Here is a 14,981-nt window from a genome sequence, read left to right as displayed (position 1 = left end):
GAACAAGGGTGATCGATCTGAGATCACCGGGCGCCTTTGGAGGTTCGAAATTTGGCGTCCGCGCGCAGCTCGCTTTTCCGAACGAGCGTATGGCGGACAGAATGATTCAGTGAGAGGTGGGCGCAACGCACCACGCGGAGACGCGCGGGTCAGGCGGCGCCTCTGCATCGAGGCGCGCAGTCACGGCGTTATCCATACTTGGACCCTCGTCGCTTACCGGCCGGCACCGGCAGTGCCGGCAGCGCCTTTGGCGTGATGCGCGACACGTTGCCAAACCGCTGCTGGCTGGCATGGACGGGCTCTCGCCGAGCCACGGTGCGCGCGGACGCGGCCGTGTCCTCCACGAGCATCAAGCGAAGCCCAAGCGTCTCGAGCGTCGCTCCTAACGTCAGCGGCCCAAAAGTCTTGGATGGCTTGCGAGACAGGAGTTTTGACGCGTGGCCGCCAGCTAAGCCGGCAATCTTTCCAATGTCCTCGCGACTGATCTGCATCTCGACCGCACGATCGCGGAGGGCCCCGATCACCTGGTAATAGTCGTTGCAGACCCGAACGAACATCGAAAGGAGCTCCCGTCTCTGGGCCACGAAAGTTAGGTGGGCAGGCTCACGCCGGCATGTCGGCCGTCTTGACGTGCGGCCGCGGCCCGCTGCCGGTCAGGCCCAGCCCGTCCGAGAGAACGACCTTGCCGCCTTGCCACGGCGCGGACTGCAACCGCGATTTGACCCGGTTGCGGTAAAACTCGATCACCATCTTTGCCGAGTAGTTCAAGGGATGAAACGCTGGATTTGGCCAGGCCCCTGTTTCGATGATTTCCCCTGCCTCGTAGGCCCGATCCGCATACTGCCAAACGGCGGAATCGCTGAAGCTAGAAAAAGGCGGCTCAAACCGATGCCTGGAGTTCGGAGACGGTCGCACCGGGAGAACGACCCGATACCTCGGTACTTCCCTGTTCCAGTTGGCCGGCGGCGTGGTTGGAATGGCGGCGGTTGGGCGGCTGATGGTCGCGGTCATGATGGAGTTCTCCGGATGTTGAAGGTCAGCTTGCGCTCTGCGAATTGAAACTCCAGCTGCCGATCACCACGGCGCCGTCGTTCAGGATGTCGCCAGACGTCTTCGTGCCGCCGGCAGCTTGCGCATCCTGCACAGCCAAGGTGACGGCTCGCCGGATGAACGAAAGCTCGCTGGCCTTCCTCTCCATCGCGGGGACTTGGTCGTAAACGGTCAGGGTGAAAAGCGGCACGGGCAGTTTCCCTAGTAGCGCTGCTGACGAGGATCGATACCGCCCGGGCTCGACGCCACGCGGACCGCATGCGCCGCTTCCTCATTCGAGGCTGCCGCAGGGGTCGCGGCCGGCGGCACGTGGTGCGGGCCCAATGCGGGCTGCTCAAACCGTTTGATCGGTCGCGAGGGAGGTGACGGCGGAGCGGCATGTCGGGTGATCTTCATTTCAGCGCCTCTCTACGGTTCGGAAAAATTCTGGGTTCAACCAAAAATCGGGATCGAGTGTTTGCGGGGTCGGTCGTGTGAGGGGAAGACCACCGGCTCGATCGGCGCCCCTTTTTCGAACCCCGGTCCCCGCGTGGCGGGTTCTGGAATCGGAGGGCCCACCCCCGGCCTCGCGCGTGCACGGGCGCGCCTGGTCTGCTTCAACAGAGCTCAAGACTGAGTTGGCACCCGCGCGCATAAATCCCTTCCGATCGTGCGTTGTGCTGACCGAACCATGGCCGCGGTGATTTGCGAAGAGTGCGGTTCGTCTGGTCACATCCAGTTCGGTCTTTAGGTCCAATTATGGGTCCAACCCCGATTACTAGTGGAAGGATCGCCAACGATCTCAGCACCATAGTGCTATCCACAAGCGGTTTCACAAACCGAGGGCACGCGATCGGTGCAGCCTCATCACGACTTCATCGTCAGGTGCGGAGTGCTACGCAGCGGCGCGGCCGATCAGTGTCGAGCGAGGCCGCAAATTCCTAAGTCGTATCTCTTGAGCCCGAGACACGTCCCACAGCCCCCATTTCGTGACCTGTTTTGCATGCTGTCCGGCGGTGCGCCCCCAAGCGTCGCCGAAGGCAAAGCGCTGGTGGCGCATAGCGGATGAGGCTGCGTGCGCGCGAGGCTGGGTGCGCCACCGCTGCGCCATGCAGCAATGGAGCAATGGCGCGCGGTTTTGCGCCATCTCCAACACTAGGGGAATTTCAATGGCGCAGCAGACAAATCTGCGCCATGGCTGCTCCATTGAAATTGGCTCAATGGCGCACCTCATGAGGGCCGTTTTGCATGGCAGACGCGAAGGCCCTTGCGGGACTTGCGGTCGATCGCGTCGTCGTAGTCCTCGGAGTAGGTCACGCCGTTCTTGTTCCAGGTGCGCAAAATCTCACGGCATTGGGGCTCGGTGCGGTCTGGGCAGTGCTTCTGCACCACTGGCCACGCGGCCCGGGCGCCCGCCTTGGATGCGTCGGAATAGCGCTGGCCGTTCGGCATGCCGGCCTCTATCTCGTCCAGGGCGGCGTTCAGCTGGGCGCTGCTGATGCCGTCCCAGGTCTTCGGCGGGTGCCAAGGCACGACCGTCTGCACGGTGTCGCCGGCGGGATAGTCTGGGGTGCCGTTGTCGAGTTGGACGCCGACGAGCTTAAACCACGTTGTATGGTCGGACGGCGGCGCAAGGTTGACCTTGGCATTGTCCAGTCGAACGTAGAGGCTGCGCTGTTCAGCCGGGATGCCGTAAGCCTTGCCCTCTTCCTCGTTCATCCTCGTGAGCGTGTTCATTAAGCGACCACCGTCGCGAGTGGCCCCCGCCCCGCGGCCGGCATCCGTGTCGCCCGCGGTCTGCATCCCTTTCTTGGTATGCATCGGGATGTCGACCGCGATGTTGTATTCGGAGGCAAGCGTAGCAAGGATTTCGCTCACAAAATCCATGTCGTTGTTGTCGTTTTCCTTGAGCGCGTGAAGTTTGATGAGCGGATCAAGCGCAAGCAGATCAATCTTGCGGTCCTCAATCGTCTTGCGGAGGATCATCTCGAGCGGGCCTCTGCGGGCCGATCCGTCCTTCATCTCCGCCAGTTTGATGCCCTTGGGGGTGGCACAGAACAGCCACCCGTCGAGGTCGGCAGGTTCGATGCCGTGATAGATACAGGCCGCCGCGAGGCGGCGCCGCATTTCGTCCGCGTCGTCTTCCAGGCTGATCTGCAAAACCCGCCCGCGCTTGAACACGTGCTGTCCTGTGATGGGCTTGCCTGTAGCCAATGCGATGTATTGCGCCTGCCGCACCGCCGACTTTCCTGTCGCCCCGGGGGCTGCAAGACCTGAGATAAACTGGCGGCAGAACTGGTTGCCGAGCAACCACCCCCGCGGCGGGGGCTTGCGCGTAGCAGCGCCTGCGTTCCATTCGCCCAAGATCGCAACCGGACCTGCTGGCGCGGCATCCACGATCGGCTCGCCGTCGGCGCTCTCAGGGTAGTAATCGTGAAACGGCGCATCGAACGGCGGCGGTCCATCCGAAAAACCTACATCAGCGTAGGCCTGCCGAGCCTGTTCGCGCGAGAGCGGCGATGAAGTTTTAGACGTAGAAGGCGATCCGCTAACGTAGCTTTCGGCATGTAGATCGATGATATCGCGCAGTCGGTCAGCGCCCTGTGTTTGGTGCAACGTGTTAGCGTCCGCCTTCATCCGTGAGCTCCCGGTCGGACGAGCCGCGCTTCAAAACCTTTTGCATCGAGCCTTGCGGCCAGCTCTACAGCGTTCTTTTCTCCAACCGGATCGGCATCAACGAAGATGGTCACCGCCTCGACATAGGCCGGGACGTGGTCGGCCATCGCCGGAAGGCGCCCGGCCGTTCCCGCCGCCCATGCACCCAGACCCGTCGCTGCATGTACTGACAGCGCGTCCTCGATGCCTTCGCAGATCGCGAGGCCGCAACCATCGTTGACCGGCGCGAGCCAGATCGGCGCCGTGTTCCCGATGCCGATCGTGAGCTTGTCGGCCTCCGTGCCAGCCTTGCCGGCGCCGTCGGACCTCAACTTGGTGATGTGCACGCCGCGGATCGCCAGGTCATAGATCGCGAGCTCACCGGGTAGTGTCTCTACCGCCATGCCGAACGCAGCAATCATCGCCGGCGCGTGACCCCCGCGAGCAGGAAGGAAGCCGAGTGTCGCGTGAAGGTCGCCTTGGTAACCACGACATCGGCGCAGATAGGTCTACGCAACGGATCCTGTGATTGGCTGGCGTTGTGACCACAACCAACGTGCCTTCCTCAGGCTATCGACGGCTTCAGTGTGATCTCGCTCGCGTGCTTTCGCTCGAGCTTTTTCAAGGATCTGTGGATCTGCGATGCGGTGTTGGTCGCCACCCGTCCATCCACAATGATTGCAGCCGAATTTTACGCCATCGACGTTGATCGTGACGCCAAGGCACTTCAGCTTTTGATTGGACTTTTTCCGCTTATGCGAACATTGCGGACACGTCGTGTAGTACCGCCCGACGCTTGCCGCGGGCGTGTTGATGTTGAACTGACTGAGTAAGTCCTGAGCTGACACCGGCTACTCGCCCAGCAACTTCTCCAGCGCAAGACGCGGTACAAGCAGACGCCGGCCAATACGAACAGTCGGAATGTCGCCGCGATTGGCGGCTGCGTAGGCGCTGACCTTGGACAAGCCCAGGATCTCACAACCTGCTTCTTCCACAGAAAATGTAGAGCGGCCGTCCCATTTGGGATCGAAAATGGGGCTGCGAACTTTCCGGGCGCCGCCCGCGGCGGACCGCGGCGGCCCCGAAGTAGAGGTCAAAGCCGCCTTTTGGTGCTGTTTCATCATGTCCAATATCGTCCTGTTGACATAGGGAGGCCAAATCACTAGGGTCCACTACTGGGGCCATTCTGACGACAAATTGGCCCCATGCAATAGGCCAGCTTATGAAACAGGTGAAAATCGGTCTAACCGGTAAGCAGCGGAGCGAGTTGGACCGTGCGGCCAAAGCGGCCGGTCGCACGCTCTCCGACGAAATTCGACGCCGGCTCGCAAATTCTCTCGCACAAGACAGACTCTCGGGTTTTGCCCAAGTGGTGGGCGACGAGGCGATGTGGCTCGCACAGATCGTCTTTCACACCGCCCTAGGACAGCGCCTCCAGCTTGTCCCCGACAACGGGCAAGGCGACGTCCTGGATCAAGGTCAAAACTTCGATCTGAACGACGCTAAAGAGAACTTTGGACCCGAGCTGCGTCGCGCCCTGGTGGTGGCGTTGAACGACTGGTTCGGTGAGATCAAGTTCGGAGAGCGGCTGGAAGTGGATTCCAAAGCCGACACAATTGGTCGCGCCGCAGCCCAGAGCTTTTTTGTCATGCAATCTGAATTGCACAGGGTGAGAGCTGAACAAGAAACTGACAATTCGGAGGACGAAGAATGAGCAAGCGATCCCACGGCAGTGGAAGCATTCAGGGCCGGGGCGAAAACTCATGGCGCCTGCGATACTATGACGCCGATGGGGCTCGGCAAGCGGTGACGTTCCGAGGCACCAAGAAAGAGGCGGAAACAAAACTCCGTAGCGTCCTAGACGCTGTCGACAAAGGCACGCACGTTGCTCCTGACAAGACGACGTTGCGGAAATGGTCAGCAGACTGGATCGCGCTGAAGGCCGCGGAGCGCCAGCATAAGACAGTCGCACGCTATGAAGATTTGCTTGAGAAGCACGTTCTCCCGAAACTGGGCGATCGGCCGCTTCAACAGATCAAACCGATCGAAATTCAAAAGCTCTATGCCGAGCTTAAACTTGCGCCACGCACCCGGCACCACATCGCGACTGTTCTGAAGGCCTGTCTTCAGGCAGCGGTGGATATAGGCAAGCTGATGCAGGTCAATCCAGCTGCGGCAATTAAGAAGCCGGTGGCGGCCGACTCCGACGTAGGTCAGGCGCTGGAGCAGGATAAGATCATCGCCCTAGTTGAGGGATTTCGAGGATCGACGTTGTTCGATCTCGTCTTCGTCATGTCCTTCACTGGCATGCGACGCGGTGAAGCATTGGCGCTTCGTTGGTCCGATTTTGACCCTGACGCCAAGACGCTCCGCATTGAGCGCGCCTTGGAATACACCAAAGCGCATGGTCTACGATTCAAGGTCCCGAAGAGCGAGCGCGGCAAACGGACAATCAAGTTGGATGACGGGCTCGTCGACCAGCTGCTCGCAATGCGCGGCGTTGCTCTTCAGATCGCCGCAGGCGTACCCAATGGGGACAATGTTGATCTCAGCCTGATCCGGATCCCAACCGACTGGCTGCTCTTCCCTGCCCCCAACGGCGACATGAGCGCGCCTCGCCACCCTGACAGCGTGACCAAGCAGTTTGTGAACCGTGCCGAGAGGATCCTCGGCTTCGCGATCCGCCTGCACGATCTCCGTGTGTCACATGGCACGTGGCTGCTCGACCAGGGAACACCGGTGCACGTTGTCGCAAAAAGGCTGGGGCATGACCCTAGCGTTTTGCTCCGGGTCTACGCTAAAAGGACGCAGAAAGGCGACGAGGCGGCGGCCGACACAATCGGTCAGCTCACGCGAGCCTTATCGAAAGGGCCAAAATAGGGCCGACGTTCTCAGGATGTTCGCATAGCCTCGGCGGCAACGTCCTGAAAAATCAAATAGATGCCGGCTTAGCTCAGCGGTAGAGCAGCGGTTTTGTAAACCGAAGGTCGGGGGTTCAATCCCCTCAGCCGGCACCAGCGCTTAGCTTGTTTTATTTCGATGTCCCTCAACCGGGCGCGGCGCTTGTACCCTTAGTTGTTTTCATTCTCGGGGCTGGCTTTGCTCTAACCTAATTTTTTTGACCGGCGTCGATAGACTTTGGACAGGGCCGCCCCACAAAGGCGGCCCTTTCTTCTGCGGGCTTCACACCCCATCTGCAGCCTATGCGTACTGCGTTCGAATTCTGCCTGACGACTTAGGATACAGCATCTCATATCGACGCAACGTTGATGACATCCAACGTCCCGCGAAAGACCATGTCACCCGCCACATAAAGGATGACGGCTAGACCGACGTAAGCAATCCATCGATAAGTTTGCAGAAGGCGCGCAATGAACGAAGCGGCCACGCCCATCATCGCGATGGACAGCCCCAGGCCGAAAATCAAGATCATCGGATGCTCGCGTGCTGCCCCAGCCACGGCCAGAACGTTGTCGAGAGACATGGAAACGTCGGCCACGACAATCTGCCAACTCGCTTGAACGAGTGTTTTGCGAGCTTTGCCGCCTGCAATTGCTCCAGCGGCGTCCATCGCACCTGTTGGCCCTGTGGAGGATGTGCGCAACTCTCGCCACATTTTCCAGCATACCCACAACAACAGGATCCCGCCGGCGAGCAAGAGGCCGACGATCTGGAGGATTTGCGTCGCCAACCCGGCGAGTAAGACGCGCAGTATCGTCGCGGCAACAATACCGATCAAAATCGCCTTGCCTCGTTGCGCCTCAGGAAGTCCGGCTGAAGCAAGACCGATGACGATGGCGTTATCGCCAGCGAGCACCAGATCGATCAGAACGATCTGCAAGAATACGCTAAGGACATCTGTATCGTAATAATCAGGCACAGGTCATGTCCCCGCCGCAGGGGAATGGGCAGCTGCAAGCGAGATCGCATACGTCTATCGGATCGGTTGACCGATACCTGCCACCAAGAAACGGGGGTCCTAACGCCGCCGGTTATCAGGGGCTAGCGCTATCGCCTAGAGCCGCGTCCAAATGTAGTCTGACCGGTTGCTCGAAAAGAAGTGCCACTTGATCTGGTTCGCCAAGAATCGCTGCGGCACAACCCAACATGGTCAATGCCCCGGCAACATCCCATAGCGTTACATTTTCTAATGTCGCATTTCCCGACTTTGCCCAAGCCAAGACCGCAGTGATCATCGCGTCTGAGAAAAATAGAATACTGAGCGCTGGTAAGACGAGCTGGGAATCCAGCAGGAGTATCATCAAGAATGCAGGAGCTGCGACCAGTATGCTCAACACCGCGCATGTGCAAAATGCCTGCCGCCAAGAAGCATTCCTGTTTGTCCAACTTGCACGAGAAAGGATCATTTGATCCTCCTGCATAGGAGCATTTTTGAACGCCCCTCACCTGCTGAACTACTCTGGTCTAGCCGATCGTTTTCCGACGTCTCCCCATCAATGTTTTGTCCTATGCCGCTGACTCTCAATTAGCGTAAGAATGCCAGCGGTCACCACGGCAATAACGACGACGGCTGCCAGCGCCTCGACAGAGGCCAAGGTCCCGTACCACTTGTTCCAAAGCTCAATCATGTGCTGGCCTCTCGCGAGAGCGCACCCACGATCGACAAGATCTGCTCTCCAAGAAGAACGAACCGGGCGATCAAAAAAGCAATGCTACTCATCGTCGCGCGGTTTTTCACCGCGCGGCAAGGTGACTTATGTGGCAAGCCTAAGCTGAGCTTCATTGCGGAACCGGAACTAAGAACCTAGCGTTCCCACAGCTCAACATCAGCGCGCGGATAGCCACGAACCACAGCCCCACGAGCGCGGGCACGGCGCCGATGACATAGCTCCGCATGAGTCCCTCCCTATTTGCAGAAACGATGCGCGAGCGCGATCGACAGCCGGCCATGGCCACGGCTTCGCGCAAGCTTCTCGGCCGCAGCCTCATTGCCGCCAGCCTCGGCCAGCAGGACCCGCGCGCCGGCACAGAACGCCGGCAGATCCGCGCACTGGAAGCCGGCGCCCATGGCGACGTAACACGCGCCGCCGAAACAGGCGTATGGATCGGGATCGGCGGCATGCGCCGGCGGCCGACAATGCGACCCCGAAGGCGGCCGCGAGCGTGAGCCGCTTCAACCGAGCACCACAAACAGCAGTGCCGCAGTGAACGGGAACGCGCACCACATGCCCAGCGCTGTCGACGGCTTGCCGCTGATGCAGCTCGAGTCCTCGACGCCGGCGCGCCGGTAGAGACGCCCGCCGAGGTAGCCGATCGCAAGCCCGCTCGCCGCAATGGCTAGCAGACCTCAGCTTGCCGAGGTCATCGGTCAAGCTTCGTAGATCGCCTTGAAGGTCGGGGGTTCAATCCCCTCAGCCGGCACCAGCGCTTGAGGCGGAAACCTCAGCTTGCATTCTTCGGCGCACTGCTTTGCTGAAAGTGCTCCGCACCATTGATTTCGACCCAGCCATGTTTCGACTGCTCGAAAACCGATTTTAGCGGAGCCGGGAAATTCGGGTCCGCCATCGCGCCGACGGCGACGCCGATCATCCCTGGCAGATTGTCCGCCTTCCAATAGACCGTCGAACCGCAATGGGTGCAAAAATAGCTGCGGACCTTGCCGCCGCTCGCGGCCTTGCGAACGTATTCGCTTGGGGTCCCCGAGATCGTGACGGCCTCAGCCGCGTAGAAGGCGCCGACGCCGAAGGGCGCACCGGTTCGGCGCTGGCAGTCCATGCAGTGACAAGCAACGACCGCGCGGGAAGGCTCCGCGAGCGACAATGCAACGGCGCCGCAACTGCATCGGGCATCGATCATCGCGCCTCCCTACCTCGCGCTCACTCCGTGCCCACCTCGAACGCCAGCAGCACGTTGCCGGCGACGCCGCTCCATTGGCCGTAGCCGGAATTGGTGTAGAGCATGCCGCCGGCGATGACCGGTCCGGGACCATCGATCGCGCCGCCATGGGCGGGGACGCCGTTGACGGCCTTGTAATCCTGCGCGGTGTCGAACTCCCAGAGCAGCTTGCCGTCGCTGGCATAGGCACGCAGGAAGCCGCTGACGCCGCCGGAGAACACGACGCCGGGGATCAGGCTCACCGCCGCCGACAGCGCGGGGCTGCATTGGAGACGATCGCCGCAGGCGACCGGAGGCACCTCCATCACGACTGTCCCGTTGGCGAGATCGAGCCCGAACAGGCCGCCGCCTTGCGTGGAGTCGAGACGTCTGGTGCCGTCACGCAGGAAACGCACGTCGGAGTTCGCGACATAGATGCGATCCTGATCGGCCGCCGAGCCCCATTCGCTGCCGCCAAGCGCACCGCCCTTCCCGATCCGCGTCTGCCACAGGATCTTGCCACCGTCGTCGGGATCGAGCGCGTGCACGACGCCGGATTTCTGTGCGATGGCAAGAACGCGCCTGCCGTCGCGCAGAGTTACCAGGATCGGCGACTGGCCGAAATCGTGGTCGGGTCCGTGATCCTCGGGACAATTGGTCTTGTCCACGCCGTAGCATGCCACGACATAAGCGTCCTTCGGCGTGGCCTGCTGGCTCCAGAGCAGCTTTCCCGTCGCAAGATCGAAGGCGAGAATCGCGTCACTCGTCGCGGATGGCGGATTCGAATAGGAATTGCTGGTCGCGACATAGATCGCGCCGCGCTTCACATCGATCGTCGGCGCGGACCAGATCGCGGCACCGGACGGGCCGAAGAGCTGCACGCCCCTCGCGTTCTTGTCGGTCGGATGCGGCACTTCCGGGATCGTATAGGCTTGCCAGACCGGCTTGCCGGTCGCGGCCTCCAGCGCCATCACGCTGCCGCGGAAGGTGCAGCATTCGTAAGAGGGTTGCGAGCCGGCGGCCTCCTCGAGCGAGGACACCGGCACGTAGAGAATGCCGGAATGCAGCACCGGTGCGCCGGTGATGCGCGCGGCCGGATGCTCCTCGACCTTCGTCTTCCAAATCAGCGCCCCCGTCAGCGCGTTCACGGCATAGGCGTTGGCGCGCAAATCACCGAAGAAGATCGCGAACTGATCGGAGCCCGGAAGCGGTGCGACCGTGATCGCGGCGCGCACCGCCGCATCGATCGCGAACGTCCACAGCGTGCAGCCGGTTCGCGCGTCGAGCGCATGTACCTTGCGGTCGGTGCCGCCGATGAACAGCAGGCCGCCCATGATCGTCGGCGGCGCAAAGGACACCGAGGCGCCGGGAAACGCGTAGGCCCATTTCAGCCGCAGGCGCGGCACCTGCGCCGCGGTCAGCCCCGCCATGTCGGCCGGCTGGAAGCGGCTGTTGTTGAGATCGACGCCCCACCCGTTCCAGCGTGGACCGTCGAGCGGTTGCGGAAAGCCGCTGATCTGCTGCGTGCAGCGGCCCTGCCCGTCAGACGCGCTGTTGATTGCGGCCTTGCCGGTGACGAAAGCAGCAATCGCGCGACGCTCGTCGTCGCTGCGCTCCTTCGCCATCGCGGCCATGCTGCCGGAGGTCAGCGTCCCCAGCACGTGATCGAACGACATCGCCTGCATGGCGCCGCGCGCGGGCGCGCGGTTCTGGGCATCGCCGGCATCGTGACATTGCGCGCAGTGCGCTGCGTAGAGCGCGGCGCCGTCCTGCTGCGCCAGTGCCGGCGTGGAGCACCAGATCAACAGAGCCGCTACGGCAAAACTCGGCCTCATGGCGTCCTCCGGCATCGTCGACACGCGACCCAAAGATCGCGTCACACAACCTGAAGTGTATCGCCAGTGCGGTCACGGACGCAATGGAGTTCCGCCTGCGTCCGTCACATCGCCGTGGCCATGCGGATACGATCGGGCAGTTCATCCAGCCGCCATAGGGCAAGGCTCTTGTCGCGCCAGCCGCCGCCGCCCTCCTCGCAACGCTCGTTGATCAGCGCGCGCGGCGACGGCCAGTTGAACGGCGCCTTCTCCATGTTCAGCGCGCGCCAATCGCCATCCGCGCAATCGCGATTTGCATCCCATTCGGGAAACGTCGTGACCAGCAGGAAGCCCGCGCCGCTCTCGGCAAAGCTGGCAACGGCGCGGGCGATGTTGTCGAAGCTCAAATGAACCAGGCAGTCCCGGCACAGGATGACATCCGCGCGCGGCAGCGCATCGCGCGTGACGTCGGCAACGAGAAACCGGCCGAACAACTCGCCGCCGGCCACACGCCGGCGATTGGTCTCGATCAGCGACGGCACGATGTCGATGCCGGTGTAGTCGAGGTCGAGCTTGATGCGGCCGATCCAGCCGGCATCGCCGCAGGGCGCATCGAGCAGCGAGTGCGCGCCGAGCCGTTGCAGCAGGGGAGGAAGCTCCTCTCGGATCGCGGCGGTCGCCGGGTCCTCCGAGCCGAGGCCCGAGACGGATGTGGCCGCGCCCCACAGGTTGGTCTGCTCGATCCGCTCGAACCGCGCGGCGAGATCGAGGCCGTCAAAGTTCTCGCGGTCCGCAACGAAGCGCTCATGGGCGAGCACGGGTGGACGATTGGTGATCATCGGGCGGGACTCGCGTCAAGATTCCGTCGCAAGCACACTATACAGCCGAAGCGTCGCCTCCGAAATCGCCAGCCGCTTCCCTCAGGCCGCCTTCTGCCACTCCATGATGTGGAAATAGGGCACGCGGCGATGAACGGCATTCCTCTCGGGATCGCCGCCTGCGGGCTCCGGCTCGACGAACAGACGCAGCTGAAGGCCGTGATCGAGCAACAGCGTCATGTAGGTGCTGAGCGGACGATGCCAATTCTGGACGCGGATGCCGCGCCAGCTCACCCAGATCGGCCGCTCCTCCATGTAATGGTCGATCGAAAAGCGCGGGATACCCTCGCCGTCCCGCGTCCATCCGTCGGGCTGCCCTGCGGTGTTGAAGCTGGTCAGGTTGGCGATCAGCAGCGTGCCGCCCGGCCGCAGCGCCGCCACCATCTTCGCGATGGCCGCGCCGAGGTCGGGCATGTCGATCAGGCTGAGATAGCTGACGACCAGGTCAAATTCCGCACTGACCTCCATCGTCTCGGCGCGGCCGAGCCGATAGTTGCCGGTCGGGTCCAGCTCCCTGGCGCGCGCAAGCAACGCTTCGGTCGGATCGAGGCCGGTGGTGCCGATGCCGGCGCGCTGCATGATGCGGCAGAAGCGCCCCTCCCCGCAGCCGACGTCGAGCGCATTGCGAAAGCCGCGCCCTTCGATCCGCGCCCGCATCGGCGCGTCTAGGACAAAGCGGCGGCCGTAGTCGCCGTCTTCTCCCTGCTCGACGATCCAGGCGGCCGCGGACGCGGTCCAGCCGTCGCTGACGTCCTCGTTCATGGGGCGACCTTCGGGAATGGAGTCGGCCGCGCGCATCGCGCTGCGCGGCTACTGACCACGGATTGGACCGAAGTTCAACATGAGGTAGCATGCAGCCCGCATGCGCTCGACCACCAGCAAAGAGAAGGCCAAAATCGTTGCCGGCGCCGTGACGGCCGTCGTCATGACGGCCATGCTGTTGGTGTTCGCGCTCGGCCTCTTGCTTCCGCATTAGGCGCGGTGAGCGCGGCGGACGAGTGCCGCCGCACACACTTACGCCGCGCGCACGGTCCGCAAGAATTTTCCGACTTCGTCCTTCAGCCGGTTGCTGTCGGTCGCCAGCATCTTGGCGGTCGAAAGCACCTGCGAGGACGCCGAGCCGGTCTCGGCCGCGCCGCGCTGCACGTCGGTGATGTTGGTGGAGACCTGCTGGGTGCCGTGAGCGGCCTGCTGCACGTTGCGCGAGATCTCCTGGGTCGCGGCGCCCTGCTCCTCGACGGCCGCGGCAATGGTGGACGACACCTCCGACAGCCGCTCGATCGTCGCGGAGATGTCGCGGATCGCGTTGACGGATTCCTGGGTCGCGGTCTGGATGCCGGAAATCTGCTGGCTGATCTCGCCGGTCGCCTTCGCGGTCTGCTCGGCCAGCGTCTTCACCTCGGAGGCGACGACCGCGAAGCCGCGGCCGGCCTCGCCGGCACGTGCCGCCTCGATCGTGGCGTTCAGCGCCAGCAGGTTGGTCTGGCCGGCAATGGTGTTGATCAGCTCGACGACATCGCCGATCCGCGTCGCCGCGATCGAGAGCTCGCTGACCCGCTCGGTCGTGGTGCGCGCCTGGGTGACGGCCTCGCCCGCCATCCGCGCGGATTCCTGCACCTGCCGGCTGATCTCGTTGACGGAGGACGACAGCTCCTCCGTTGCGGTCGCAACCGACTGCACGTTGCCCGTGGCTTCACCCGAAGCGACCGCGACCACCGAGGTCAGCTCCTGCGCGCGGTGCGCGGTGGTGGCCAGCGTCGAGGACGACGCTTCGAGCTCGGTGGAAGCGGACCCGACGGTTTCGATGATCTCGCCGACCGCGCGTTCGAAGCCGTCGGCCAGGTTGACCATGTCACGGCGGCGCTGCTCGGCAGCCTGCTTCTCGATCTCGAGCTGCGCAGCCTTGAGGCGTTCGACCTCGATCGCGTTGGTCTTGAAGACTTCGACGGTCCTGGCCATGTCGCCGATCTCGTCGCTCCGGTCCTTCTCGGACACCTCGGTCTTGAGATCGTTGCGGGCGAGACCCTCCATCGCGAGCTTGAGCCGGGCGATCGGCCGGGACATCGCATTGAGGCCGATGAACAGCGCGATCGCGATACCGACGATCAGGCCGCCGGCGCTGACGCCGATCACGGTCCAGGTCGCGGACCTGGCGTCGCGGTTGATGGCTTCCTTGCGGTTGCTGACCGCCTGTGCGGACTCGGTCACGAACTGGACGATGCGTGCGAGGGCCGCGTCCAGCACCGGATCGCACTCCTTGTGCGCACGTTCGGCGGCCTTGGCATTCTCCTCCACGCTGCTTGCCTGCGCGCCGGCCTGGAGTACCGGATCGCAGCTGGCGAACGCGGCCTTCAGCTGGTCCCCGATGCTCTTGACCTGGCTGGCGCGCGACGGGTCGTCCTGCACGGCCGCATCGAGGTACTGACTGATTTCGGTGCGGTTCTGGTTCGCGATCTTGAGACGGCCAGCGTTGCCCGCCTCCGTCGCTTCGGTGAAGACCGCATAGAGCGCGGCATGATAGGTCTCCGCGCGGCGCTGGGCCCGCGTCAGGTTGAGCGCCGAGGATTGCGCGGCGGAGAGTTCGGTAAATCCGTCGACAGTCGCCGAAAGTTCACGCGCGGCGAAGCCGGCGACGGCGAGCATCGCGCATCCCATCACCGCCACGATTAGTGCGACCTTCCACACGATTTTCAGATTGTTCAAAAAGCTCATAACAGCCGCCCCAATGCTTCTGCCGACGCATAATCCCAGCAACGGGCATTGGAACCGG

Annotated in this window: 16 protein-coding genes and 1 tRNA gene; 3 read left to right on the top strand and 14 right to left on the bottom strand. The window is 62.8% G+C overall.

The genetic code is table 11. The annotated features are described in order from the left end of the window. Positions 1–188: 188 nt before the first annotated feature. The 6 genes from AB7G19_RS17105 to AB7G19_RS17080 form a co-directional block, all read right to left on the bottom strand. The gene (locus AB7G19_RS17105; protein ID WP_441267983.1) at positions 189–557 is read right to left on the bottom strand and encodes a hypothetical protein; all 369 of its coding nucleotides are present in this window, start codon (positions 555–557) and stop codon (positions 189–191) included. A 46-nt stretch (positions 558–603) separates the two neighbouring features. Beyond that, positions 604–1,011 carry a hypothetical protein gene (locus AB7G19_RS17100; RefSeq protein WP_441267982.1) on the bottom strand — a complete coding sequence of 136 codons (408 nt, stop codon included), beginning with the start codon at positions 1,009–1,011 and terminating at the stop codon, positions 604–606. Positions 1,012–1,036: 25 nt separating this feature from the next. Next, positions 1,037–1,240: a hypothetical protein gene (locus tag AB7G19_RS17095; protein ID WP_441267981.1), complete on the bottom strand. Its 204-nt coding sequence runs from the start codon at positions 1,238–1,240 to the stop codon at positions 1,037–1,039. A gap of 1,019 nt (positions 1,241–2,259) precedes the next feature. Further along, the gene (locus AB7G19_RS17090; RefSeq protein ID WP_441267980.1) at positions 2,260–3,666 is read right to left on the bottom strand and encodes an AAA family ATPase; all 1,407 of its coding nucleotides are present in this window, start codon (positions 3,664–3,666) and stop codon (positions 2,260–2,262) included. Further along, positions 3,663–4,106: a toprim domain-containing protein gene (locus AB7G19_RS17085; RefSeq protein WP_441267979.1), complete on the bottom strand. Its 444-nt coding sequence runs from the start codon at positions 4,104–4,106 to the stop codon at positions 3,663–3,665. The genes AB7G19_RS17090 and AB7G19_RS17085 overlap by 4 nt, the downstream gene beginning before the upstream one ends. A 429-nt stretch (positions 4,107–4,535) precedes the next feature. Beyond that, a complete protein-coding gene (locus tag AB7G19_RS17080) occupies positions 4,536–4,808 on the bottom strand; it encodes a helix-turn-helix domain-containing protein (RefSeq protein ID WP_441267978.1) in 273 nt (90 codons plus the stop codon). A 98-nt stretch (positions 4,809–4,906) separates the two neighbouring features. On the opposite strand from AB7G19_RS17080, the gene AB7G19_RS17075 reads away from it, so the two are divergent. From AB7G19_RS17075 to AB7G19_RS17065, 3 genes are all read left to right on the top strand, one after another. Then, entirely contained in the window at positions 4,907–5,398 is a 492-nt protein-coding gene (locus AB7G19_RS17075; RefSeq protein ID WP_441267977.1) for a hypothetical protein, read from the top strand. Next, entirely contained in the window at positions 5,395–6,564 is a 1,170-nt protein-coding gene (locus AB7G19_RS17070) for a tyrosine-type recombinase/integrase (protein ID WP_441267976.1), read from the top strand. Before AB7G19_RS17075 ends, AB7G19_RS17070 begins: the two co-directional genes overlap by 4 nt. A gap of 62 nt (positions 6,565–6,626) precedes the next feature. After that, positions 6,627–6,701, top strand: a tRNA-Thr gene (locus tag AB7G19_RS17065). A gap of 233 nt (positions 6,702–6,934) precedes the next feature. On the opposite strand, the gene AB7G19_RS17060 is transcribed toward AB7G19_RS17065, so the two are convergent. The 8 genes from AB7G19_RS17060 to AB7G19_RS17025 form a co-directional block, all read right to left on the bottom strand. Continuing rightward, positions 6,935–7,564 (bottom strand): TerC family protein, encoded by a 630-nt coding sequence (locus AB7G19_RS17060; protein ID WP_283016899.1) that lies wholly within the window; start codon positions 7,562–7,564, stop codon positions 6,935–6,937. A 115-nt stretch (positions 7,565–7,679) separates the two neighbouring features. Further along, positions 7,680–8,051 (bottom strand): hypothetical protein, encoded by a 372-nt coding sequence (locus AB7G19_RS17055; RefSeq protein ID WP_283016900.1) that lies wholly within the window; start codon positions 8,049–8,051, stop codon positions 7,680–7,682. Positions 8,052–8,551: 500 nt separating this feature from the next. Continuing rightward, positions 8,552–8,713 carry a hypothetical protein gene (locus AB7G19_RS17050; RefSeq protein ID WP_283016901.1) on the bottom strand — a complete coding sequence of 54 codons (162 nt, stop codon included), beginning with the start codon at positions 8,711–8,713 and terminating at the stop codon, positions 8,552–8,554. A 374-nt stretch (positions 8,714–9,087) separates the two neighbouring features. Continuing rightward, the gene (locus tag AB7G19_RS17045) at positions 9,088–9,501 is read right to left on the bottom strand and encodes a GFA family protein (protein ID WP_166342377.1); all 414 of its coding nucleotides are present in this window, start codon (positions 9,499–9,501) and stop codon (positions 9,088–9,090) included. 20 nt (positions 9,502–9,521) lie between these two features. Beyond that, on the bottom strand, positions 9,522–11,354 hold the full coding sequence (locus AB7G19_RS17040) for an outer membrane protein assembly factor BamB family protein (RefSeq protein ID WP_166342378.1): 1,833 nt from the start codon (positions 11,352–11,354) through the stop codon (positions 9,522–9,524). Positions 11,355–11,458: 104 nt separating this feature from the next. Further along, complete coding sequence (locus tag AB7G19_RS17035) at positions 11,459–12,172, bottom strand: class I SAM-dependent methyltransferase (RefSeq protein WP_166342379.1); 714 nt, start codon at positions 12,170–12,172, stop codon at positions 11,459–11,461. Positions 12,173–12,253: 81 nt separating this feature from the next. Beyond that, positions 12,254–12,973 (bottom strand): class I SAM-dependent methyltransferase, encoded by a 720-nt coding sequence (locus AB7G19_RS17030; RefSeq protein WP_166342380.1) that lies wholly within the window; start codon positions 12,971–12,973, stop codon positions 12,254–12,256. 252 nt (positions 12,974–13,225) lie between these two features. Beyond that, the gene (locus AB7G19_RS17025) at positions 13,226–14,923 is read right to left on the bottom strand and encodes a methyl-accepting chemotaxis protein (protein ID WP_283016903.1); all 1,698 of its coding nucleotides are present in this window, start codon (positions 14,921–14,923) and stop codon (positions 13,226–13,228) included. Positions 14,924–14,981 lie beyond the last annotated feature (58 nt).

The sequence above is a fragment of the Bradyrhizobium sp. 215_C5_N1_1 genome (genome assembly GCF_052075935.1).
In the GTDB taxonomy this organism is placed as follows: Bacteria; Pseudomonadota; Alphaproteobacteria; order Rhizobiales; family Xanthobacteraceae; genus Bradyrhizobium; species Bradyrhizobium barranii.
The sequence above is the reverse complement of the archived record's forward strand: the minus strand, read 5'-3'. Positions and strand labels throughout refer to the sequence as shown.

Coding starts and splice junctions, on each gene's coding strand:
- AB7G19_RS17090 (WP_441267980.1), bottom strand. CDS start 3,666: ATGAAGGCGGACGCTAACACGTTGCACCAAACACAGGGCGCTGACCGA.
- AB7G19_RS17040 (WP_166342378.1), bottom strand. CDS start 11,354: ATGAGGCCGAGTTTTGCCGTAGCGGCTCTGTTGATCTGGTGCTCCACG.
- AB7G19_RS17035 (WP_166342379.1), bottom strand. CDS start 12,172: ATGATCACCAATCGTCCACCCGTGCTCGCCCATGAGCGCTTCGTTGCG.
- AB7G19_RS17025 (WP_283016903.1), bottom strand. CDS start 14,923: ATGAGCTTTTTGAACAATCTGAAAATCGTGTGGAAGGTCGCACTAATC.
- AB7G19_RS17075 (WP_441267977.1), top strand. CDS start 4,907: ATGAAACAGGTGAAAATCGGTCTAACCGGTAAGCAGCGGAGCGAGTTG.
- AB7G19_RS17030 (WP_166342380.1), bottom strand. CDS start 12,973: ATGAACGAGGACGTCAGCGACGGCTGGACCGCGTCCGCGGCCGCCTGG.
- AB7G19_RS17085 (WP_441267979.1), bottom strand. CDS start 4,106: ATGATTGCTGCGTTCGGCATGGCGGTAGAGACACTACCCGGTGAGCTC.
- AB7G19_RS17105 (WP_441267983.1), bottom strand. CDS start 557: ATGTTCGTTCGGGTCTGCAACGACTATTACCAGGTGATCGGGGCCCTC.
- AB7G19_RS17080 (WP_441267978.1), bottom strand. CDS start 4,808: ATGATGAAACAGCACCAAAAGGCGGCTTTGACCTCTACTTCGGGGCCG.
- AB7G19_RS17050 (WP_283016901.1), bottom strand. CDS start 8,713: ATGGGCGCCGGCTTCCAGTGCGCGGATCTGCCGGCGTTCTGTGCCGGC.
- AB7G19_RS17045 (WP_166342377.1), bottom strand. CDS start 9,501: ATGATCGATGCCCGATGCAGTTGCGGCGCCGTTGCATTGTCGCTCGCG.
- AB7G19_RS17100 (WP_441267982.1), bottom strand. CDS start 1,011: ATGACCGCGACCATCAGCCGCCCAACCGCCGCCATTCCAACCACGCCG.
- AB7G19_RS17070 (WP_441267976.1), top strand. CDS start 5,395: ATGAGCAAGCGATCCCACGGCAGTGGAAGCATTCAGGGCCGGGGCGAA.
- AB7G19_RS17055 (WP_283016900.1), bottom strand. CDS start 8,051: ATGATCCTTTCTCGTGCAAGTTGGACAAACAGGAATGCTTCTTGGCGG.